At 68.3% G+C, this 20,705-nt stretch carries 18 protein-coding genes; 11 read left to right on the forward strand and 7 right to left on the reverse strand.

What is annotated here, in order from left to right:
- Positions 1 to 68 precede the first annotated feature (68 nt).
- Positions 69 to 593: a molybdopterin-guanine dinucleotide biosynthesis protein MobB gene (gene mobB / locus ACYQ2W_RS06585; protein ID WP_459864481.1), complete on the reverse strand. Its 525-nt coding sequence runs from the start codon at positions 591 to 593 to the stop codon at positions 69 to 71.
- 76 nt (positions 594 to 669) lie between these two features.
- Here mobB and ACYQ2W_RS06590 point away from each other — a divergent pair, with 76 nt between their 5' ends.
- From ACYQ2W_RS06590 to ACYQ2W_RS06615, 6 genes are all read left to right on the forward strand, one after another.
- A complete protein-coding gene (locus ACYQ2W_RS06590) occupies positions 670 to 1,971 on the forward strand; it encodes an NfeD family protein (RefSeq protein ID WP_459864483.1) in 1,302 nt (433 codons plus the stop codon).
- A gap of 173 nt (positions 1,972 to 2,144) precedes the next feature.
- Complete coding sequence (locus ACYQ2W_RS06595; RefSeq protein WP_459864485.1) at positions 2,145 to 2,888, forward strand: slipin family protein; 744 nt, start codon at positions 2,145 to 2,147, stop codon at positions 2,886 to 2,888.
- Positions 2,889 to 3,013: 125 nt separating this feature from the next.
- Positions 3,014 to 3,460, forward strand: coding sequence for a DUF1249 domain-containing protein (locus ACYQ2W_RS06600; RefSeq protein WP_459864487.1), 447 nt, complete (start codon positions 3,014 to 3,016; stop codon positions 3,458 to 3,460).
- On the forward strand, positions 3,453 to 4,001 hold the full coding sequence (locus ACYQ2W_RS06605; RefSeq protein ID WP_459864488.1) for a PilZ domain-containing protein: 549 nt from the start codon (positions 3,453 to 3,455) through the stop codon (positions 3,999 to 4,001). Before ACYQ2W_RS06600 ends, ACYQ2W_RS06605 begins: the two co-directional genes overlap by 8 nt.
- A gap of 293 nt (positions 4,002 to 4,294) precedes the next feature.
- A complete protein-coding gene (locus tag ACYQ2W_RS06610) occupies positions 4,295 to 5,848 on the forward strand; it encodes a sigma-54 dependent transcriptional regulator (protein WP_459864489.1) in 1,554 nt (517 codons plus the stop codon).
- A gap of 214 nt (positions 5,849 to 6,062) precedes the next feature.
- Positions 6,063 to 6,935 (forward strand): hypothetical protein, encoded by an 873-nt coding sequence (locus tag ACYQ2W_RS06615; RefSeq protein WP_459864491.1) that lies wholly within the window; start codon positions 6,063 to 6,065, stop codon positions 6,933 to 6,935.
- Between the two features lie 150 nt (positions 6,936 to 7,085).
- On the opposite strand, the gene rsgA is transcribed toward ACYQ2W_RS06615, so the two are convergent.
- The 4 genes from rsgA to ACYQ2W_RS06635 form a co-directional block, all read right to left on the reverse strand.
- On the reverse strand, positions 7,086 to 8,093 hold the full coding sequence (gene rsgA / locus ACYQ2W_RS06620) for a small ribosomal subunit biogenesis GTPase RsgA (protein WP_459864493.1): 1,008 nt from the start codon (positions 8,091 to 8,093) through the stop codon (positions 7,086 to 7,088).
- Positions 8,094 to 8,496: 403 nt separating this feature from the next.
- On the reverse strand, positions 8,497 to 8,850 hold the full coding sequence (locus tag ACYQ2W_RS06625) for a 4a-hydroxytetrahydrobiopterin dehydratase (RefSeq protein ID WP_459864496.1): 354 nt from the start codon (positions 8,848 to 8,850) through the stop codon (positions 8,497 to 8,499).
- A 7-nt stretch (positions 8,851 to 8,857) separates the two neighbouring features.
- The gene (locus tag ACYQ2W_RS06630; protein WP_459864498.1) at positions 8,858 to 9,127 is read right to left on the reverse strand and encodes a c-type cytochrome; all 270 of its coding nucleotides are present in this window, start codon (positions 9,125 to 9,127) and stop codon (positions 8,858 to 8,860) included.
- A gap of 199 nt (positions 9,128 to 9,326) precedes the next feature.
- Positions 9,327 to 10,589 carry a M48 family metallopeptidase gene (locus ACYQ2W_RS06635; protein WP_459864500.1) on the reverse strand — a complete coding sequence of 421 codons (1,263 nt, stop codon included), beginning with the start codon at positions 10,587 to 10,589 and terminating at the stop codon, positions 9,327 to 9,329.
- Positions 10,590 to 10,667: 78 nt separating this feature from the next.
- Between ACYQ2W_RS06635 and orn the strand changes: the two genes are divergently transcribed.
- The 3 genes from orn (at position 10,668) to ACYQ2W_RS06650 (ending at position 16,426) form a co-directional block, all read left to right on the forward strand.
- A complete protein-coding gene (orn, locus tag ACYQ2W_RS06640; protein ID WP_459864503.1) occupies positions 10,668 to 11,219 on the forward strand; it encodes an oligoribonuclease in 552 nt (183 codons plus the stop codon).
- A 140-nt stretch (positions 11,220 to 11,359) separates the two neighbouring features.
- Positions 11,360 to 14,167 carry a response regulator gene (locus ACYQ2W_RS06645; RefSeq protein WP_459864505.1) on the forward strand — a complete coding sequence of 936 codons (2,808 nt, stop codon included), beginning with the start codon at positions 11,360 to 11,362 and terminating at the stop codon, positions 14,165 to 14,167.
- Between the two features lie 114 nt (positions 14,168 to 14,281).
- Entirely contained in the window at positions 14,282 to 16,426 is a 2,145-nt protein-coding gene (locus ACYQ2W_RS06650) for a TonB-dependent receptor plug domain-containing protein (RefSeq protein ID WP_459864507.1), read from the forward strand.
- Between the two features lie 144 nt (positions 16,427 to 16,570).
- On the opposite strand, the gene ACYQ2W_RS06655 is transcribed toward ACYQ2W_RS06650, so the two are convergent.
- The gene (locus ACYQ2W_RS06655; protein ID WP_459864509.1) at positions 16,571 to 17,359 is read right to left on the reverse strand and encodes a sulfite exporter TauE/SafE family protein; all 789 of its coding nucleotides are present in this window, start codon (positions 17,357 to 17,359) and stop codon (positions 16,571 to 16,573) included.
- 128 nt (positions 17,360 to 17,487) lie between these two features.
- A complete protein-coding gene (gene queG, locus ACYQ2W_RS06660) occupies positions 17,488 to 18,591 on the reverse strand; it encodes a tRNA epoxyqueuosine(34) reductase QueG (RefSeq protein WP_459864511.1) in 1,104 nt (367 codons plus the stop codon).
- A 66-nt stretch (positions 18,592 to 18,657) separates the two neighbouring features.
- On the opposite strand from queG, the gene ACYQ2W_RS06665 reads away from it, so the two are divergent.
- Both ACYQ2W_RS06665 and tsaE read left to right on the forward strand, forming a co-directional pair.
- A complete protein-coding gene (locus tag ACYQ2W_RS06665; RefSeq protein WP_459864513.1) occupies positions 18,658 to 20,178 on the forward strand; it encodes an NAD(P)H-hydrate dehydratase in 1,521 nt (506 codons plus the stop codon).
- Complete coding sequence (gene tsaE, locus ACYQ2W_RS06670; protein ID WP_459864515.1) at positions 20,175 to 20,642, forward strand: tRNA (adenosine(37)-N6)-threonylcarbamoyltransferase complex ATPase subunit type 1 TsaE; 468 nt, start codon at positions 20,175 to 20,177, stop codon at positions 20,640 to 20,642. The genes ACYQ2W_RS06665 and tsaE overlap by 4 nt, the downstream gene beginning before the upstream one ends.
- Positions 20,643 to 20,705: the final 63 nt, after the last annotated feature.

Raw genomic sequence — 20,705 nt, forward strand, 5'->3', positions numbered from 1 at the left:
CGCGGCCGCACGAAAAAGGCCGCCGCCCCATCCGGGGCGGCGGCCTTTTTCGTGCGGCCGCGAAAGTGCTATTCGCTCGGGATGCGTTGGTGCCAGGCGAGGATGAAGCGGGTGATCTGGTCGGGGTCGTTGAGCGTCAATACCGGGATGGTCGGGGAGGGTTTCAGTTCGCGATCCGTGGCGACGGCGATGATCGACGGGTCGTGGGGATGGAGCGGTTCGCGACCGAGGTCGGGGCGGTGGAGTTCGATCTTGGGAAAGGGCTGGTGCTTGAAACCCTCCACCAGGATCAGGTCGAGCTGGTTGCCATCCAGGCGGGAGACCAACTCCGGCAGTTGCGGCTCGCGCGCTTCACCGTTCTCCCCGATCAGGGCCCAACGTCGGCTGGAGGCGATCAGGGTCTGTGCCGCCCCCGCCACGCGCAGGCGGTGGCTGTCCTTGCCGGGGTGGTCGATCTCGAAGTCGTGGTGGGTCTGTTTGATCAGCCCGATGCGCAGGCCGCTGGCCTTCAAACGCGGGATCAACTGTTCCAGCAGGGTGGTCTTGCCGGTGCCGCTGTAGGCGGCGAAACCGAGGAGGGGTGGGTGGTGCATGGGACGACTCCTCTGTGAGGTCGTTGCACGTTTTTCATGATACGCCGGCCCAAAGAGTGGGGCTATGCTTGGGGGCATGAAACGGATGCTCGTTCGATGGTCGTTGTGGTGCCTGCTGGCGTTCGCCGGGGTTTCGGCGGCGGCGTCCGGTGACGGCGGCGAGGCGTGGCTGCTGGAGGTGCGCGGGGCGATCGGACCGGCCACCGCCGACTACGTGGTGCGCGAGCTGGGGCGCGCGGAGGCGCAGGGGGCGCGTCTCGCGGTATTGCGCATCGATACCCCCGGCGGGCTCGATCAGTCGATGCGCGCCATCGTGCAGGCGATTCTCGCGGCAGGGATTCCGGTGGTCGGTTACGTCACCCCTTCGGGGGCGCGGGCGGCCAGCGCGGGGGCCTACATCCTCTACGCCTGTCACGTTGCGGCGATGGCCCCGGCGACCAACCTCGGGGCGGCGACGCCGGTTCAACTGGGTGGCGGCTTGCCGTCCGCGGGCGACGGGAAGGAGGCGAGTGCCATGGAGCGCAAGCTGGTCAACGACGCGGCCGCCTATCTGCGTTCGCTGGCCCAGTTGCGCGGACGCGACGTGGCGTGGGCGGAGCGGGCGGTGCGCGAGGGGGCGAGCCTGTCGGCGCGGGAGGCGTTGGAGAAGGGGGTGATCGACGTGGTCGCCGACGACCTGGAAACGGTGTTGGCGCAAATCGACGGTCGGCGGGTGACGCTCGCCGCGGGGGAGGTGACCCTCGATACGCGCGGGGTGGTGCCGCGGGAGGTGGTTCCCGATTGGCGGTCGCGGCTGCTGGCGGTGATCGCCAATCCCAACGTCGCCTATATCCTGCTGCTGGTGGGGATCTACGGCCTGATCTTCGAATTCTCCAATCCCGGCTTCGTGCTGCCGGGGGTGGCGGGGGCGATCGCGCTGCTGCTCGGGCTCTACGCCCTGCAACTGCTGCCGGTCAACTATGCCGGGCTGGCGCTGATGGGGGTGGGCTTGGCGTTCATGGTCGGGGAGCTGTTCATGCCCAGCTTCGGCGCCCTCGGGGTCGGTGGGTTGATCGCCTTGGTGGTCGGCTCGCTGCTGCTGGTCGATGCGCAGGGTTACGAGGTGTCGCGGCCGTTGATCGTCGCCCTCTCCCTGGGCAGCGGGGCGTTCATCCTGGGGGTGGTCGGTTTCGCGGTGCGCATGCGCAGGCGGCCGGTGGTCAGTGGGCGGGAGGAGATGATCGGCATGCAGGGGCGGGTGATCCATGGTGAGTGGATCCAGATCCACGGCGAGCGTTGGCGGGGCCGCTGCGCCTCGCCGATGAGCGAGGGGCAAACCGTACGGGTGACGGCGGTCGACGGGCTGGTGTTGCTCGTCGAGCCGGTCGCTGAACAGTAAGGACCCGCGAAAGAACAATTTCCTGTTTTGAAACGCCGATCTACTCCGTCCGGCGGCGTTGCGCAAAGGGTTGCATACAACGAGTATGCGCCCCTTTGCGCGCCTTGCCGGACGGGCATCTCGACGCCCCAAAACAGGAAATTGTTCTTTCGCGGTTCCTAAGGAGTAACGCAATGTTCTGGGCATACGGTCTGTTGGTGTTGGTAGCGCTGGTGTTCGCCTGCCTGAAGGTGTTTCGCGAATACGAGCGCGGGGTGGTCTTCTTCCTCGGCAAGTTCCAGACGGTGATGGGGCCGGGGCTGCGGGTGGTGGTGCCGGGGATCCAGCAACTGGTGCGGGTCGATCTGCGCACCATCGTGATGGACGTGCCGAGTCAGGACGTGATCTCCCGCGACAACGTCTCGGTGAAGGTCAACGCCGTGGTCTACTTCCGCGTGGTCGATCCCCAGCGGGCGATCATCCAGGTGGAGGACTTCTACGCCGCCACCAGCCAGTTGGCCCAGACCACCCTGCGCTCGGTGCTCGGCCAGCACGAACTGGACGAGATGCTGGCGGAACGGGAGAAGCTCAACGAGGATATCCAGTCGATCCTCGATCTGCAGACCGACGCCTGGGGGATCAAGGTGGCCAACGTGGAGATCAAGCACGTGGACCTCGACGAGTCGATGATCCGCGCCATCGCCAAGCAGGCCGAGGCGGAGCGCGAGCGGCGTGCCAAGGTGATCCATGCCGAGGGCGAGATGCAGGCCTCCGAGAAGCTGGCCGAAGCGGCGCGGGTGCTCGCCACCCAGCCCCAGAGCATCGTCCTGCGCCAGCTCCAGACGCTCACCGAGGTGGCGGCCAACAAGGGCTCCACCATCGTCTTCCCGGTGCCGATGGAGCTGCTCCGCTGGTGGTCCGGCGGGAAGCGGGAGTGAGCCGCCCGTTCGATGCGGGTTAACGAAAATGGTGAACCGATCGGCTGTGATATGATGACACGATGCGTTACGTCCCCGGATTGAAGCTCGACTGGCGGGGGGCGCGGCACCGGTTCTCGGACCTGATGGAGGTATACGAAACCAACTACCGCCTGCTCGCCCGCCTGATCCCCAACCTCCGCTCCTTGGGCGACCACGAGGTCTCCTCGGTGGCGGAGTGTCTCGATCTCCACCTGCGCATGGTGGAGCGCCACAAGTACACCACCCTGATCTCTCTCACCTACCTCTTCGACCGCGAGGGTGCCACCGAGCGGGTCGCCGAGCCGGGGGTGCTGATCCGCCTCTATCACGATGCGCGGGTGGCGGAGGTGTACGGCTGTGGCGCCTGCGTCGAGGAGGCGGTGGAGGCGGAGGGGGCCCGCCACGGTCTGCCCGATCTGGCGGAACGTCAGTGGAGCGTCAATCTCTTCCTGGAGAAGTGGCTCGCCTACTGCCTCGAACGGGGCCACCGCTTCTCCACCTGTCCACCCGCAGCAGAGGCCGGCCGCGTCCCGGAGCCCGTCAATGGTTGATGTACTCGCCGAACATATCTACTACGAGGGGGAACTGCCGGTGGCCTGGAGCACCCTGGAGGCGCTGCCGGAGTGGCCGGTGCTCGCCCGCCTCAACCAGGCCGACGAGGAGCTGCTGGAGGTGATCTCCGGCCAGGAGCAGATCCGCAACGACTTCGTCACCGACGACGAGGATTCGCTGACCACGCGGCTCGGCGACATCGAGTCGAAACTCAATCTGGTGATCGACCTGGTGGGGCAACTGCTGCGTCAGAACCTGATCATCCCCGCCGCCACCCAGCTGCGCTTCAACGCCGACGGGATCGTCTGGCGGGCGGGCGAAGGGGGGCCGGAGGTGGGCGCCCTGGTGATGGTGGAGCTCTACCCGAGCATGCTGATCCCCCGGCCGATCCGTCTGCCGGGGCGGGTCGCGGCGGTGACCCGGGGGGTCGTCCAGGTGGCCTTCGAGGGGGTCGGTGCGCCGCTCGCCGACCTGATCCACAAATACGTCTTCCGCTATCACCGCCGGGCGGTGGCGCTGGCCCGCGCCGCCCGCGGCTGAATCGATGGCTATGCGTCGCTGTTGTTCTTGAGCCCAGACGCCCACGGTTTTTTACGCAGTCCACATGGGTGATGTCGGTTTCGGTAAAGCGGAGCTTGGGGCGTTTTCCATACCTCGCTTTGTTCTGAATACGCCGTGGCCAGGTGGCGCCCCGTCTTGGGTCTCGCCAATATTTTGACATGTTCGAATTGGCGTGGTTAACTCCCTGTATTTCAAGAATTCGGGGTAAGCGTTGCCCCGTGTAAAACGACAGGTTCGCTCGCCGGGAGAGCGGGACGGGGGATCGACAAACGATGGCTGAAGAGCGGGTGCTGATCATCGAGGCCGACGAGGCCAAGGCCGCCGAACTGAAGGCGGTGCTCGATTTCATCAATTACGAACCGGTGGTGGAGCCCGACGGCTGGCGGGAGCGGCTCGACGAGGACGACGAATTCCTGCTGGCGGTCCTCGGCCGGGGTGCCGACGGCGAGGACCAAGGGGCGATGATCAAGGCCCTGGCCGAACACCACCTGCCGATCCTGCTGCTCGCCGAGGGGGATACGCCGCTCCCCGAGGGGAGCGTCGGCGACGGGGTGATCGGCCAGGTGGTGCCGCCGGTCAAATACCCCCATCTCGCCACCGCCATCCGCCAGGCCGAGGGGATGCGCGAGGCGGCGCGCAAGAAGCGTGGCTCCAAGGCACCCCGTTCCGCCGAGCTGGTCCGCTCCCTGGTCGGCCAGAGCCCCTCCATCCGCACCACCCGCCGGCTGATCGAGCAGGTGGCCCAGTCCGACGCCACGGTGCTGATCCTCGGCGAGTCGGGCACCGGCAAGGAGGTGGTGGCGCGCAACATCCACTTCTTCTCCAAGCGCCGCGCCAAGCCCTTCGTCCCCATCAACTGCGGCGCGATCCCCGGCGACCTGCTGGAGAGCGAGCTGTTCGGCCACGAGAAGGGGGCCTTCACCGGCGCCATCACCGCCCGTCAGGGGCGCTTCGAACTGGCCGAGGGGGGCACCCTGTTCCTCGACGAGATCGGCGACATGAGCCTGCCGATGCAGGTGAAGCTGCTGCGCGTATTGCAGGAGCGCACCTTCGAGCGGGTCGGCTCCAACAAGTCCTTCTCCGCCGACGTGCGGGTGCTCGCCGCCACCCACCGCGACCTGGAGGAGCGGATCCGCGACGGCAAGTTCCGCGAGGATCTCTTCTACCGGCTCAACGTCTTCCCCATCGAGATGCCCCCGCTGCGCGAGCGGGGCGACGACGTGCCGCTGCTGATCGACGAGATGATCCAGCGTTGCGAGGCGGAGGGGCGCGGCTCGGTGCGCTTCACCGCCGGCGCCCTGGAGATCCTCAGCAACCATGCGTGGCCGGGCAACGTGCGTGAGCTGGCCAACCTGGTGGAGCGCCTCGCCATCCTCTTCCCGATGGGGGTGGTGGACGTCAACGACCTGCCGGAGAAGTACCGGCCGAAGGGAGCGGCCAGCACCATCCCCGAGGTCCTGCTGGAGCGCGAGGCACTGTTCGGTACCCCGATCCCCGATGCCTACCGGGCGTCGCCGGCGGAGGAGGCGATGGACGACGAGCCGCAGGAAGAGGCCTTTTCGGATGAGCCGGAAGAGGCGATGGGGGCGGAGGCGGCCGCCGGGTCGCAGACGGCGGTCGCGGAGGCGATCCCCGCGGTGCCGAGTCAGCTCCCCAGCGATGGCCTCGACCTCAAGGAGCATCTCGCCCAACTGGAGATCCAGCTGATCAAGCAGGCCCTGGACGAGTCCAACGGCGTGGTCGCCCACGCCGCCAAGTTGCTGAAGATGCGGCGTACCACGCTGGTGGAGAAGCTGCGCAAGTACGGTATCCAATCCCGCGACTGATTTTTTTCGCCCCGGTGGGGGCGTGCCGCTGCGGATACGTCAGCCGCCGGGGCGAAAAAAATCAGCATTTCTGTCGTCATTCAAACGATAGGTCGGAAAGGCCTTCACGAATCTGATAGTGTGGCGAGGTCGTCGAGTGGCGACTGGGGCCATGGGAGCTGCGGTTGCGAAGGGGCCCCTTTGGATTTGAACATCAATGCAAAGGAATTTCGTTATGCATCAAAGACCTGCTTTGTTGGTGGCGTATGTGTGGCTGGCGGGGTTTCTGGTTTTCAGTTCGGTAGCCAGTGCCCAATCCACAACCGGCTCATCCAGTTCGACGGGTTCGACCAGTAGCTCAACCGGTACCACCGCGCTGGAGTGTCCGCAGATCGCACCGGGTAGCCTGTGCACCTCCCAGCAACCCTACTGCGGGGAGAACTGCCGCAACACGCCCTACTGCGCGACCACCTGCTGGACCACCGAGAGTGGCCCGCCGTGGTCCGGCGGCGGCTCCTCCGACGCGACCGCCATGCTCTACTGCCAGAGTGCCACCTACGCCAACTGCCACTACTCCGGTCCGCCCTGGCCGACCGGTACCAACGCCGACAACATTCCGCTGCCCTGCACGCTGAACGCCTCCGGTACCGTCGCCAACTGCAAATGCGAGGTGTTCACCGGCGAAAACTACGTCAACATGTACGGCATCCTCAATGCGGGCGTCTACTACGAGACGGTTGCCGTGTGTGGTGCGGACGGCTCCAACTGCCAGAACGCCTCGAACTGCCCCGGCGACAACTGCACCGGCGAAGTCCCGCCGGTGTGCAAGTACATCGCCGGACAGAACCCGAACAATCCGCAGACCTCCCTCATCCCCGGCGCGGATCTCATCTCCACCTTCGGCAACGCCATGGGCAACAACTACCCGTCGGGATCCACCGACTGCGCGGCCGGCTTCATGGCGGGCTGCATGACCGCGCCCTGCAAGTACGACGAGGACGACCCGAAGCACGCCCACTGCGCCTGCCCCACCTACTGGCACGACCCGGTGACGCTTTCGCAAAGCAATCAGCAGTGCAATCCCGGCAACGGCTACGTCTGGGAGTAGGCCGCCACATTTTTCCCGTCCCGGGGTGAGGGTATACCGCTTCGGAGGCGCCTTCCGCCGGGACGGGAAAGATCTGAATGGGTGATTGAGTCCGCTTCGGTTCGGAGCGGAAGTCCTGGCCGTTGCGGGTTGACGAAGGGGGCCGGGTCTTTAGCGGGCCGGCGCCAGTTCCTCCAGCAGGGCGTGGTAGCTGGCGAGGCGGGTGGCGGCGATCCCGCCGCGCTCCACCGCCGCCTTCACCGCGCAGCCCGGCTCGGCCTGGTGGCGGCAGTTGCGGAAACGGCAGTGGGGGGAGGTGCGGTGGATCTCGCGGAAGCCGCTCTCCAGCTCGTCGGCGCCCACCTCCCACAGGCCGAATTCGCGAATCCCCGGGGAGTCGATCAGCGCGCCACCCTCCGGCAGATGGTAGAGGGTGGCGGTGGTGGTGGTGTGGGTGCCCAGCCCGGTGGCGGCGTGGAGTTCGCCGACCGCGATCTCGTGATGGGGGAGCAGGGCGCGGATCAGCGACGATTTGCCCACCCCGGACTGGCCGGTGAGGATCGCGGTGTGGCCGGCCAGCGCCTCGCGCAGGGCGTCGAGGCCGTGGGCGGTGTGGGTGCTGGCGAAGCGCTGCGGATAGCCGGTCGCCCGGTAGGGGGCAAGGGTCCGTTCCAGCGCGGCACGGGCCTGGTCGTCGAGCAGGTCGATCTTGTTGATCACCAGCAGCGGCTCGATGCCGGTAAGCTCGGCGGCGGCCAGGTAGCGGTCGATCAGCGGCGGGGAGAGTTCCGGCAGGGGGGCGGCGACCACCACGATGCGGTCGATGTTTGCGGCCATCGGTTTGGGACGGCCACCGCTGTCGTGGCGCTCCAGCAGCGACGCCCGCTCGGTCACCGCGCAGACCACGCCACTGCCGTCGTCCGCTTCCTGCCACACCACCCGGTCGCCGCAGACGATCTCGCCCAGGTTCTGGCGCAGGGTGCAGTGGTGCAACCCGCCCGCCTCGTCCTCCACCGCCGTCGCCTTGCCGAAACGGGCGACGATCAGCCCGTGGCGCTCGGGGCCGAGGCCGGCGTTCTCGCGATGCTGGGTGCGGCGGGCGGCGGCGCGCTCGCGCCTGCCGTCCTGGAGCTGCTTGATCCGCTCTACCTGGCGGGGGGTCAGTTTCCGTCGGGCCATGGTTTAAGAGGAGGATTTTTCCGCAAATGAACGCGAATGAACGCGAATGAAGGAGGCTTCGGAAACTCGGCAGGTGGCGCCGGTCGGCGGTTGGGATTCCAGGGGCTCAAAGGGCATGTCGCTGGGTAGGTGGGAATGTAGGGTGTGGCGAGGTACGAGGCGCACCACTCTGGGGCTGTATCTAACGTCATTAAGTTAAGAATGACGCTCTGAATGTAGGGCGGATTAGCGCTAGCGTAATCCGCCAGATCGGAGCAGATTCCGGCGTAAGTGTCTTCGTTCCCGGCGGATTACGCTATCGCTAATCCGCCCTACGGGGCGCTGTGGCCTTAACTAAACGGCATTAGCATCTGCATCTCATATTTTGCGTTCATTCGCGTTCATTTGCGGAAAAATCTTCTCTTCACTCTTCTTCCTCTTCCTCGAAGAAGAGGGCGTCGATCTTGGCGGCGCAGATGAAGTCGTTCTCCGACAGACCACCGATGGCGTGGGTGGAGTAGCGCACCGCGCACTGGCCGTAGGCCACCTCCAGCGCCGGGTGGTGGTCCTCCTCGTGGGCGATCCAGGCCACGGCGTTGACGAAGGCCATGGTGCGGTGGAAGTCCTTGAACAGGAACAGCCGGCGGATCTCGCGGCACGAATCGTCCGGCTTCCAGTCTTCGTGGAGTCCCTGGAGCAGCCCCCCGGCCTCCTCACAGGTGAGCGGGTCGGCGTCGCCGGCGCAGGGTTGGCAGCGCAGTTCGGTGAGCAGCGTCATGATGTTACTAGAAGTGGTAGAAGCGGTCGTTGAGGTGTTGGGCCACCGCGTCGATCTGTTCGTCGAACCAGGTCAGGCCGAGGGCCAGCTCGCAGCGGCGCACCTGCTTGGTGAGGCCGGCGCGGCTGGTGACCCGGTGATCGGGGCGGGTATAGACCTCGGCCCCGTGGCAGCTGAGGCAGTTTTTCTGGTAGAGCGCCGCGCCGTCCTCGGCGGCGACCCCGGTGGAGGCGAGGGCGGCGAGCACGACGGCCGCGGCAAGGGGGGATCTGTTCATGGCGATTCTCCTGGAACGCGATTCGTTCGCCCTAGTTTAACGTTCGTGTGGCGGCTGTCACGTCGAGGTTTTGGATTTGACCATGGAGCTTGTGGATGATTTGGCCGTACCGTTCGAGACGGATAAGGGCGGTGGAGTTGTTGGCAGTTGGTGGGTGTTGGTCGCTGAATCGACCCGATGTCCGCGGCGCAAACCGCGTTCATGAACGCTTTGCGTTCAGGCGCTTCCCAAGACGCAGGTTGGCGATCCGCTCCACCGCCGGCGGGTGGGAGTAGTGGAAGGCCGCGTAGAGCGGGTCGGGGGTGAGGGTGCTGGCGTTCTCCTTGTAGAGCTTGAGCAGTGCGCTGACCAGGGCGTCGGCGTCGGCCTGCGCGGCGGCGTAGTCGTCGGCCTGGAACTCATGGCGGCGGGAGAGCTGGGCGCTGATCGGCTGGAGCAGCGGGCCGAGTAGCGGGATCACCAGCATGAACAGCAGCAGCGCCATGTGGTCGGAGGGGGTGGTGACGCCGAGGCCGCGGTAGAACCACGTCTCGCCGGCGAGCCAGCCGAGCAGCGCCAGGGCGCCGAGGGTCAGCGCCATGCCGAAGGCGAGCCGCTTGACCACGTGGCGCAGCTTGAAATGGCCCAGCTCGTGGGCCAGCACCGCCTCCACCTCGTCGCCGTCGAGGCCGTTGAGCAGGGTGTCGAAAAAGACGATCCGCTTGTTGCGGCCGAAGCCGGCGAAGTAGGCGTTGCCGTGGGCCGAGCGCTTGGAACCGTCCATCACGAAGAGCCCCTTGGCGTGGAAGCCGCAGCGCGCCAGCAGGGCCTCGATGCGCGTGCGCAAGGGGCCCTCGGCCATCGGCTCGAAGCGGTTGAACAGCGGCGCGATGAACACCGGGTAGGCCCACATCATGAGCAGACTGAAGGCACTCCACGCGGCCCATACCCAGAGCCACCAGATTTCTCCCGCCACCCCCATCAGCCACAGTGCGAGCAGCGCCAGCGGGGTGCCGATCAGCACGGTGAGCAGCGTCCCCTTGGCCAGGTCGGTGAGGAACAGACCGAAGGTCATGCGGTTGAAGCCGAAGCGCGCCTCCAGCACGAAGGTGCGGTAAAGGGTGAAGGGGAGGTCGAGCAGGCTGCCGATCAGGGCGAAGCTGATCAGCACGCCGAGGCCGGACCAGAGGGGGGCCAGGCCGGCGCTCCGCCACAGCCGGTCGAGCTCCTCCAGGCCTCCGCCCAGGGTCCAGGCGAGGAGCAGGGCGGCGGACCAGCCCAGCTCCAGGTTGCCCAGGCCGAGCTTGGCGACGGTGTAATCGGCGGCCTTGCGGTGGTCGGCGGTGCTCACCGTGTCGCGGAAGCTCTCCGGCACCGCGTCGCGGTGGGCGCGCACGTGGCGCCGCTGGCGCCGGGCGAGCCACAGCTGGAGGAGGAGAGAGAGGGCGAGGGCGGCGAGGAAGAGGTCGCTGAACAGGTTCATGGGGGAGGTTCAGTGCGGAAGGGGTGGCCAGGGTAGCCTCTGGTACAATCCCCCGCAACGCCTGCCAGAGGAACCGCCATGCCCGCGCACGAGGAGAACCTGATCTGGATCGACCTGGAGATGACCGGGCTCGATCCCGATAGCGACCGGATCATCGAGATCGCCACGGTGATCACCGACAAGCAGCTCAACGAGCTGGCCGAGGGGCCGGTGCTGGCGATCCACCAGCCGGATGCGCTGCTTGACGCGATGGACGAGTGGAACACCGAGCACCACGGCGCCTCCGGCCTCACCCGGCGGGTGCGCGAGAGCGCCATCGACGCCGAGGAGGCGGAGCGGCTCACCCTGGCGTTCATCGCCGAGTGGGTGCCGGCGGGCAAGTCGCCGATCTGCGGCAACAGCATCTGCCAGGACCGCCGTTTCCTCTACCGCTACATGCCCCGGCTGGAGGCGTATTTCCACTATCGCAATCTCGACGTCAGCACCCTCAAGCTGCTCGCCGGGATGTGGGCGCCGGAGATCAAGGAGGCGGTGCAGAAGAGCGGTGCCCACCTGGCGCTGGCCGACATCCGTGAGTCCATCGAGGAGCTGCGCCACTATCGGGATCGCTTCCTGCGACTTCCGGTGTAAGTATATTCTTACGTAACAATAAGGATATTCCGCGGATTCCTTCACTGCTACGATACCCTTCCCAGCGATGGCCAGGAGGGCCGGCGATCACATCATCGGCGCGATTCGCGTCTTTCCTTGGGATTCGGGGAGGAGGCAGCATGAGGGGGTGGGATATCCGGCGGCGGTTGTTGATGCTGACGCTGTTGCCGGCGGCGCTGATCGCCCTGGTGCTCTCACTCTATTTCACCCACGCCCGGGTGGAGGACCTCAACCGTACCCTGAACAGCCGCGGCGCGCGGATGGCCGCCACCCTCTCCCTCGCCAGCGAACACGCCCTGGTCGCCGGTCATCTCCCGCTCCTCCATCCGATGCTGCGCAACCTGGTCGCCTCCCACGACGTCGGAGCGGTAACCCTCTATGGCGCCGACGGAGGGGTGTTGATCGAGGCGCGCGACCGCGCCGCACCGCGCCGGCCGGGGCCGTTGGAGCGCTTCTCCGCCTGGTATTCCGGCTTGCCGGAGGTGTTGGTGTTCCGCGAGCCGATCCTCCGCCTGGAGGAGACCGCTCTCTCTTCCGGCGAGGGCGCCCGCGGGGACGCGCCGAAGGTCGGTTGGGTGGAGGTGGAACTCACCTCCGGTTCCACCCTGGCGCGCCAGGCGAAGGTGGTGTCCACCGGCCTGCTGATCGCGTTTCTCGGCCTGGTGTTGGCGGCGGTGGGAGCGGTGCGCGCCGGGCGCGACGTCTCGCGGCTGATCGTTGCCCTCAACGAGGTGGTGCGCCGGCTGGGGGGCGGGGAGCTGTCGGCGCGGGTCGGCGAAGGGGGCGGCGCGGCGCAGGAGCTGGCCGCCCTGGGGCAGGGCATCAACTCCATGGCCGATGCCCTGGAACACTCCCGCGACGCCATGCAACGACACATCGAGGAGGCGACCCGCGAGCTGCGCGAGACCCTGGAGGCGGTGGAGGTGCAGAACGTGGAGCTGGACCTCGCCCGTCGGCGGGCGGTGGAGGCGAGCCGGGTCAAATCGGAGTTCCTCTCCTCCATGAGCCACGAGATCCGCACCCCGATGAACGGGGTGATCGGCTTCTCCAACCTGCTCCTCCACACCCCGCTTTCCGAGGTGCAGCAGGAGTACGCGCGGACCATCAGCGACTCGGCCAGCCACCTGCTGCGGATCATCAACGACATCCTCGACTTCTCCAAGGCGGAGTCGGGGCAGCTGACCCTGGAGAGTCTCCCCTTCGATCTCCAGGAGGTGGTCGACGAGGCGCTGGCGATGCTCGCGCCGCTGGCCTACGAGAAGGGCCTCGAACTGGTGGCGCTGATCTACTCCGACGTGCCCACCCGGCTGGTCGGCGATCCGATGCGAATCCGCCAAGTGATCACCAATCTGGTGGGCAATGCGATCAAGTTCACCGCCGAGGGGAGCGTGGTGGTGCGCACCATGCTGGAGAGCGAGGAGCCGGAGCAGGTACTGCTGCGGATCACCGTCAGCGACACCGGCATCGGCATCCCCACCGACCGTCGCCGGGTGCTGTTCGACGCCTTCTCCCAGGTGGACGCCTCGGTCACCCGCCGTTTCGGCGGCACCGGCCTGGGATTGGCCATCTCCAAGCGGCTGGTGCAGCAGATGTTCGGCGACATCGGGGTCGACAGCCGCGAGGGGGTCGGCTCCACCTTCTGGTTCACCCTGCGCTGCGAGCGGCAGGTGGGCGAGCGGGAGGAGGAGGCCCCGCAACGCGGGGGCGAGGTGCTGCTCTTCGACGCCCACCTGCTGGCGCGGGTGGCGCAGCGCCACCGCATCGGCAGCTGGGGCTACCCGGTGATCGAGGTGGAGGGGCTGGACATGGTCGCCGGCCGCCTGTGCGGTGAGCGCCGGGAGGTGGTGGTCTGCGGCCTCTCCGGTGGTGCCCGCGAGGCGGCGGAGATCGGCGAGTGGATCGCCCACTGGCGGCGAATCAATCCGCAGGTGCGCACGCTGCTACTGGTCAACAGCGTCGATCAGGCGCTGTATGCGCGATTGGAGGCCGACGGCGCCGATCGGGTGCTGCCCAAGATCTCCCGCCACGGCACCCTGGCGCGGGAGCTGGAGCGGCTGATGGAGGCGGACGGCGAGCCGGCGCCGGCCACGGACCGGGAGGTCGAGCCGGCGAAGGAGGAGCGGTTCGACGGCCTGCGCGTGCTGGTGGTGGACGACAACGCCATCAACCTGATGCTCACCGCCACCCTGCTGCGCGACAAAGGGGTGGAGGTGGTCCAGGCGGAGGGGGGCGAGGAGGCGGTGGAGCGGGCCTCACGCAGCCACTTCGATCTGATCCTGATGGACATCCACATGCCGCGGGTGAGTGGCGTCGAGGCCGTCCGGCGGATCCGTGCCCGCGAGCCGGAGGGGGCGCGGACCCCGATCATCGCCCTCACCGCCCACGCCCTGCCGGGGGAGCGGGAGCGCTTCCTGGATGCGGGGATGGACGATTGCCTGGTGAAGCCGCTGGACGTGGCGGTGCTGTGGCGGGCGGTCCGCCAGTGGACCTCCGGTGGCCCGCGGGCGGAGACCGCCCCCGCGGAGGGCCATGGTGAGGCGGGGGGCGGGGCGGTCTACGACCCGGTAATGGCGATGAAGCTCGCGGGGGGGCGGCGGCCGCTGGCCGAGCGCCTGATCGAGATGCTGTTGAGCGACCTCGACGTGCGGCGTGAGCGAATCGACGAGGCCTTTCGCCGGGGGGACCACGCCGATCTGCTGGAACGGGTCCACAAGCTCCACGGCTCCGCCGCCCATTGCGGTACACCGGCGTTGCGCCACGCCGCCGGCGTCCTCGAGGCGCAGCTGTCCGCCGGGGGGGAGGCGTCGGTGGAGGCGCTGGTCGCCGCCCTCGATCACGAGATCGAACGCCTCCTGGTTTGGGACGAGACGCGTTCACGGGCCTCGCTGAGCGATCCGGCGATGATTGCCGAGTCGCCGATCTCTTAGTGGAGCGTGGCGCGACTATGGATGTTGGTAGTGATTTTGTGTAAAACAATCGTTTGATATACCGCCCAGGGAAGGGATGAGGTACGAAAACCGAATTCCTACTGGGTGGCACTCATGGCGATCAGAAGTACTCCGCTCCTGGGCATATTGGCCGTAGCCGGGGTGGCGGGTGGCGGTGGGGCGCTGGCGGCAGGGGACGACGGCGCACCGGTGGGGTCGTTCAGCGGCTTCTACGGGGCGGACGAATTCGTCACCATCGCCACCGGCAGCCGCAAGCCGGTGCAGCGGGCCCCGGCGGTGGCGACGGTGATCACCGCGGAGGATATCGCCGACAGCGGTGCCACCGACCTGGACGAGGTGCTGGAGGGCGTCCCCGGTCTGCACGTCGCCCGCTACTTCACCCAGTACAACCCCATCTACTCCATCCGCGGCATCTACTCCTCCACCAATCCCGACGTGCTGGTGCTGGTCAACGGCATCCCGATCACCAACCTGTTCCACGGCGACCGCAACTTCGTCTGGGGGGGCATGCCGGTCAAGGCGATCTCCCGCATCGAGGTGATACGCGGACCCGGATCGGCGCTGTATGGCGCCGACGCCTTCTCCGGAGTGATCAACATCGTCACCAAGGGGCGGGGGGAGATTGACGGCGCTCATGCGGGGGCGCGCGTCGGCAGCTTCGGGCGGCGCGACGGCTGGTGGATGTACGGCGGGGAGCTCGGCGGTTGGGACCTCTCCGTGGTCGCCGAGGCGGGCGTCACCGACGGGCCGAAGGTGCGCGTGGAGAGCGACAACCAGAGCGGACTGGACGCGCTGTTCGGCGCTCTCGTTCCCGGCTATGCACCGGCGTCCCTCGCCCCCGGCAACACCGACCTGGGGCGCAAGAATCTCGACCTGCGGTTCGAGTCCGTGCGCGGCAACTGGACGCTGCGCGCCGGCTTCCAGGGGCGTTACGACGTCGAGAGCGGGGTCGGTGCGAACGGCGCCCTGGATCCCGTCGGCGAATACCGCAGCGAACGTTTCAACGCCGACGCCACCTTCCACGACGCCGATTGGTCGAAGCACTGGGACGTGACCCTGCAGGTCAGCGTCTTTCACACCGAGCAGGCGCCGGAGACGCCGTGGCGGCTGTTGCCCCCGGGGGTGGACTTCTCCGCCGCCGGCGGCGGCTACTTCGCCGACGGGGTGATCGGCGGGCCGGGGGTGAAGGAGCGCCACCTGCGTCTCGACGGCTCGGCGTTCTATGACGGCTTCGCGCGGCATCAGGTGCGTCTTGGCGCGGGTTGGCACTATGGCGCGGTGTATGAGACCACCGATCTGCGCAACTTCCTCACCGCCGCCGACGGCACCCTGCTCGCGCTGCCCGGGTTGACTGACGTCTCCGACAACCCGGCATTGGAGTTCCTTCCCGAGGCGAACCGGCGGGCCGCCTATCTCTTCGCCCAGGACGAGTGGGCGTTCGCCGAGGACTGGGAACTCACCGCCGGGTTGCGCTACGACCGCTACTCCGATTTCGGCGATACCCTCAACCCGCGCCTGGCGCTGGTCTGGCAGACCGCTTTCGACCTCACCACCAAGCTGCTCTATGGCAGGGCCTTCCGCGCCCCCGCCTTCGCCGAACTCTACAACCGCAACAATCCGGTGGTGCTCGGCAATCCTGATCTTCGGCCGCAGACGATCGATACCGCCGAGGTGGCCTGGACCTACCACCCGCTGCAGGATTGGCAGGCCTCGCTCGGCATCTACCGCTATCGGGCCCGCGATCTCATCGAATTGGCCCCCTATTCGCCGGTTTCGGGGGTGCAGATGTATCAGAACGTCGGCAAGCAGACCGGCTACGGGGTGGAGCTGGACGGGGAGTGGAGGGTGCGTCGCGACCTGACGTTGAGGGGCAATCTGTCGCTGTTGCGCAGCAGGAACGAGCTCAGCGGCAGCGATTCGGGCAACGTGCCGCAGCGCCAGCTCTACCTGCGCGCCGATTGGGCCTTCGCTCCGGGTTGGAACCTCGACAGTCAGCTCAACTGGGTCGCCGCCCGCGAGCGCGAGAGCGGCGACACGCGGCCGGCGATCGACGATTACACCACGGTCGACCTGACCCTGCGGCGCAGTGGCGGCCGCGGCGAGTGGGACATGGCGTTTTCGGTGCGCAACCTGTTCGACGCGGACGCCCGCGAACCGGAGCCCTCCGGTGCGGTCCTCAACGACCTGCCGCTGGCGGGACGTAGCGCCTACCTGGAGCTGCAGTACAACTTCGAGTGATCGTTGCGGCCCGCCCGTCGAAATCTTCAACCGCAGATTGGCGCAGATTGACGCAGATTTTCTCTATCTAATCTGCGCCAATCTGCGTGAATCTGCGGTTCGACTCTCTTACCGCATTATCCGCGGTGCTGCCGGGCCGGTGATTCAGCGCAGGATCATCCACAGCCCGAGGCCGAGCAGGAAGAGGGCGAAGAGGCGTTTCAACAGGTCGGTCGGCAGGGTGTGGGCGAGCCACGCGCCGGCCGGGGCGGTCAGCGCGCTGGCGGCGACGATGCCGGCGAAGGCGGGCCAGTAGAGATAGCCGCTGGACCAGTCCGGCAATCCCGCCGCGCCCCAACCGTTGATCACGAAGCCGGCGGCTCCGGCGATCGCGATGGGCAGACCGCAGGCGGCCGAGGTGGCCACCGCGCGGCGCATCTCGACGTTGCACCAGGAGAGGAAGGGGACGGTCAGGGTGCCGCCGCCGACGCCGACGATCGCCGAGAGGGTGCCGATGACGCCGCCCGCCGCCGCCAGTCCGGCGGGGCCGGGGAGGGTGCGGTGGGGGCGCGGGCGCAGGGCGAGGCCCATCTGGGTGGCGACGCTCAGCTCGAAGACGCCGAACAGCGTCCCCAGATCGCCGCTCGGCAGCCGGTGGGCGAGCCACGCACCGACGAAGGCACCGGAGACGATGCCGGGGGTGAGGGCGCCGAAGGTGGGCCAGGCCACCGCGCCGCGCTTGTGGTGGGCGCGGATCGAGGCGATCGAGGTGATCACGATGGTCGCCAGCGAGGTGCCCACGGCCACGTGGGTGACCACCTCCGGGGCCATCCCCTGGCGGGTGAACAGCCACACCAGCACCGGCACGATGAGCAGCCCGCCACCCACCCCGAGCATCCCGGCGATCACCCCCACCACCGCCCCGACGGGCAGATAGATCAGCAGATCGGTCACCTTTTTCGGCTCCTCGTGGGAAACGCGGAGAACGCAAAGACGCGGAGAACGCAGAGAAGACAAAGGCCGGTCCGGGAGTGCGCTGGATTCATGGGTGAGGGGAGATCGATGGACGGGGGAAGGGCATTCTATTTCTTCTCCGCGTTCTCTGCGCCTTTGCGTTCTCCGCGTTGATCATCCAAACCGGAATGGAGCCTCGCGATCGCCCACGCAACGTGCTCGCGGACCAGCTCCGAGGGGTGCCCGGTGCGGGCGGTAAGCGCGGCGCGGGCCTCCGCGGTGGCCGGGCCGTTGCCGAGGGCGACGGCGAGGTTGCGCAGCCAGCGCTCGTGGCCGATGCGGCGGATCGGCGAGCCCTCCAGGTTCTTCAGGAAGGTCGCCTCATCCCAGGCGAAGAGCTCCACCAGCCGTGGTGCGTCCAGTCCGTGGCGGGGGGCGAAGCCGGCCTCGCGGCTGGGCGTGGCGAAGCGGTTCCACGGGCAGGCGAGCTGGCAGTCGTCGCAGCCGTAGACGCGGTTGCCGATCAGCGGACGGAGCTCCAGCGGAATCGGGCCGAAGTGCTCGATGGTCAGGTAGGAGATGCAGCGGCGCGCATCCACCTTGTAGGGCTCGACGATCGCCGCGGTGGGGCAGCGCTCGATGCAGGCGGTGCAGTGGCCGCAGTGGGGATCCACCGGCGCGTCCACCGGCAGTGGCAGGGCGACGAACAGCTCGCCGAGGAAGAACCAGGAGCCGTCGCGGGCGAGCAGGTTGGAGTGCTTGCCGACCCAGCCCAACCCCCCCTTCGCCCCCAGGGGCTTCTCCAGCACCGGGGCGCTGTCGACGAAGGGGCGGCTCCCCACCGGCCCCACCGCCTCCTCGATCCGCCGTGCCAGCTGGGCGAGACGCCGGCGCATCAGCTTGTGGTAGTCGCGGCCGACGGCGTAGCGGGCCACCGCCGCGCGCTCGCCGTCGCGCAGGACCAGACCGAGCGGGACCGCGCCCGCCGGCAGGTAGTCGAGGCGCACGCTGACCACCCGCAGGGTCCCCGGCTGGAGTTCGGCGGGGCGGGCGCGGGTGAGGCCGTGGCGCGCCATGTACCCCATCCCGCCGTGGCAACCCTGCTCCAGCCAGCGGGTGAGCCGCGGCTCTTCCGCCGCCAGGTCGGTGTCGGCGATGGCGCAGTCGTTGAAACCCAGCTCGCGGGTCCATCCTTTGATCCGGCGGGCGAGATCGGTGTAGTCGGTGGGCATGGTGCTGGAAATGGCCGGGGGAGGGAGGTATGTTGCGCGGCAAACATTCGCTGACGAGTAACCATTATGTCCGCCTTTGCCGCCGAGCCCCAACTCCCCGTCAACCTCTACCGCGCCGCGCAGGTGCGCGAGCTGGACCGCCGCGCCATCGAGGAGCGCGGGCTGCCCGGCGGGACGCTGATGGAGCGGGCCGGCCAGGCCACCTTCGATGCCCTGCGCCGGCGCTGGCCGGAGGCGCAGCGCATCGCGGTGCTCTGCGGCATCGGCAACAACGGTGGCGACGGCTTCGTGATCGCCCGGCTGGCGCGGTTGGCCGGCCTGGAGGTGCGGCTTTTCCAACTGGGGGATCCGGCCGCGCTGAAGGGCGATGCGCGGGTGATGGCCGAGGCGTGGCACGGCTACGGCGGCGAGAGCCGAGCGTTCGACGCCGCCGCCCTCGGTGACGCCGAGGTGATCGTCGATGCCCTCTTCGGCACCGGCCTGGAGCGCCCGCTGGAGGGGGCGTGGCGGGAGGCGGTGGAGGCGATGGAGGCGGCCCCGGCGCCGGTGGTGGCGGTGGACATCCCCTCTGGGCTGCACGCCGACCGCGGGGTGGTGCTCGGCGCGGCGCCCCGCGCGGCGTTGACGGTGAGCTTCATCGGCCTCAAGCCGGGGCTGTTCACCGGCCAGGGACCCGACTACTGCGGCGAGGTGGTGTTCAATGACCTGCAGGTGCCGGCAGCGGTCTACGACGGCATCGAGCCGGCCGCCCGGCGATGCACCGCCGCATGGGCGCGCGGTGAGCTGGTCCCGCGTCGCCGCGACGCCCACAAGGGGGCCTTCGGCCACCTGCTGGTGATCGGTGGTGACTACGGCATGGCCGGGGCGGCGCGGCTGGCCGCGGAGGCGGCGCTGCGCGCGGGCGCAGGGCTGGTCAGCGTCGCCACCCGCCCGGAGCACGCGGTGGCGATGGCGGCGGCGGTGCCGGAGCTGATGTGCCGCGGGGTGTGCGGCGCCGACGAGCTGGAGCCGCTGCTCGAACGGGCCACGGTGATTGCGGTGGGGCCCGGGTTGGGGCGCAGCGAATGGGCCGAGTCACTGCTCGCCGCGGCGCTCACCAGCCACCTCTCGGTGGTGGTGGATGCCGACGCCCTCAATCTGCTGGCGGGCAAGACCCTGAGGCGCGACGACTGGGTCCTCACCCCCCACCCCGGTGAGGCGTCGCGACTGCTCGGGTGCGCCACGGCCGAGGTCCAGGCGGACCGCCTCGCCGCCGCCGCCGGGCTCGCCTCCCGCTACGGCGGCGTGGCGGTGCTGAAGGGGGCCGGCAGCCTGATCCAGGTCGCCGGCGGCGTGCCGGCGCTGTGCGCCGCCGGCAATCCCGGCATGGCGGCCGGCGGCATGGGCGACGTACTCACCGGGGTGATCGGCGCGCTGCTCGCCCAGGGCTTCGACGGGCGGGAGGCGGCGGAGCTGGGGGTCTGCCTGCATGCCGGGGCGGCCGATCTGGCCGCCGCCGACGGAGAACGGGGGATGACCGCCTCCGATCTGATTGGCCGGCTGCGTGCCCTGGTCAATCCGCCGCCACCTGCCGGAGGACCGTGGTGACCCCCTTCCTGCCGGTCGACGAAACGGCCCAGGAGCGGCTCGGTGCCTGCATCGCCGGCCACTGTCCGCCGGGGGCGGTGCTCCACCTCGATGGCGACCTGGGGGCGGGCAAGACCACCCTGGTGCGCGGCTTCATCCAGGGGCTCGGCCATGCCGGTCGGGTGAAGAGCCCCACCTACACCCTGATCGAACCCTACGAAGTGGCCGGTCGGCGTCTCTACCACCTGGACCTCTACCGCCTCGCCGACCCCGAGGAACTGGAGTACCTGGGGCTGCGCGACGGCCTCGACGGGGAGTCGATCTTCCTCATCGAGTGGCCGGAGAAGGGGGGCGTGCTGCTGCCGCCGGCGGACCTGTGCATCGTCATCGATCATCTGGAGCGCGGGCGGCGGGTCACCCTGGTTCCGCTGACGTCCCTTGGCGAGCGGCTCGCCGCCGCATGCGCCGATTGTGCCGAGCCGTAGGACGATCCCAATTACTCCGGCAGTTGGGCGCGCCGTAACCCACCAACCCCCTCCGCCGGCATG

The sequence above is a fragment of the Endothiovibrio diazotrophicus genome (genome assembly GCF_054657215.1).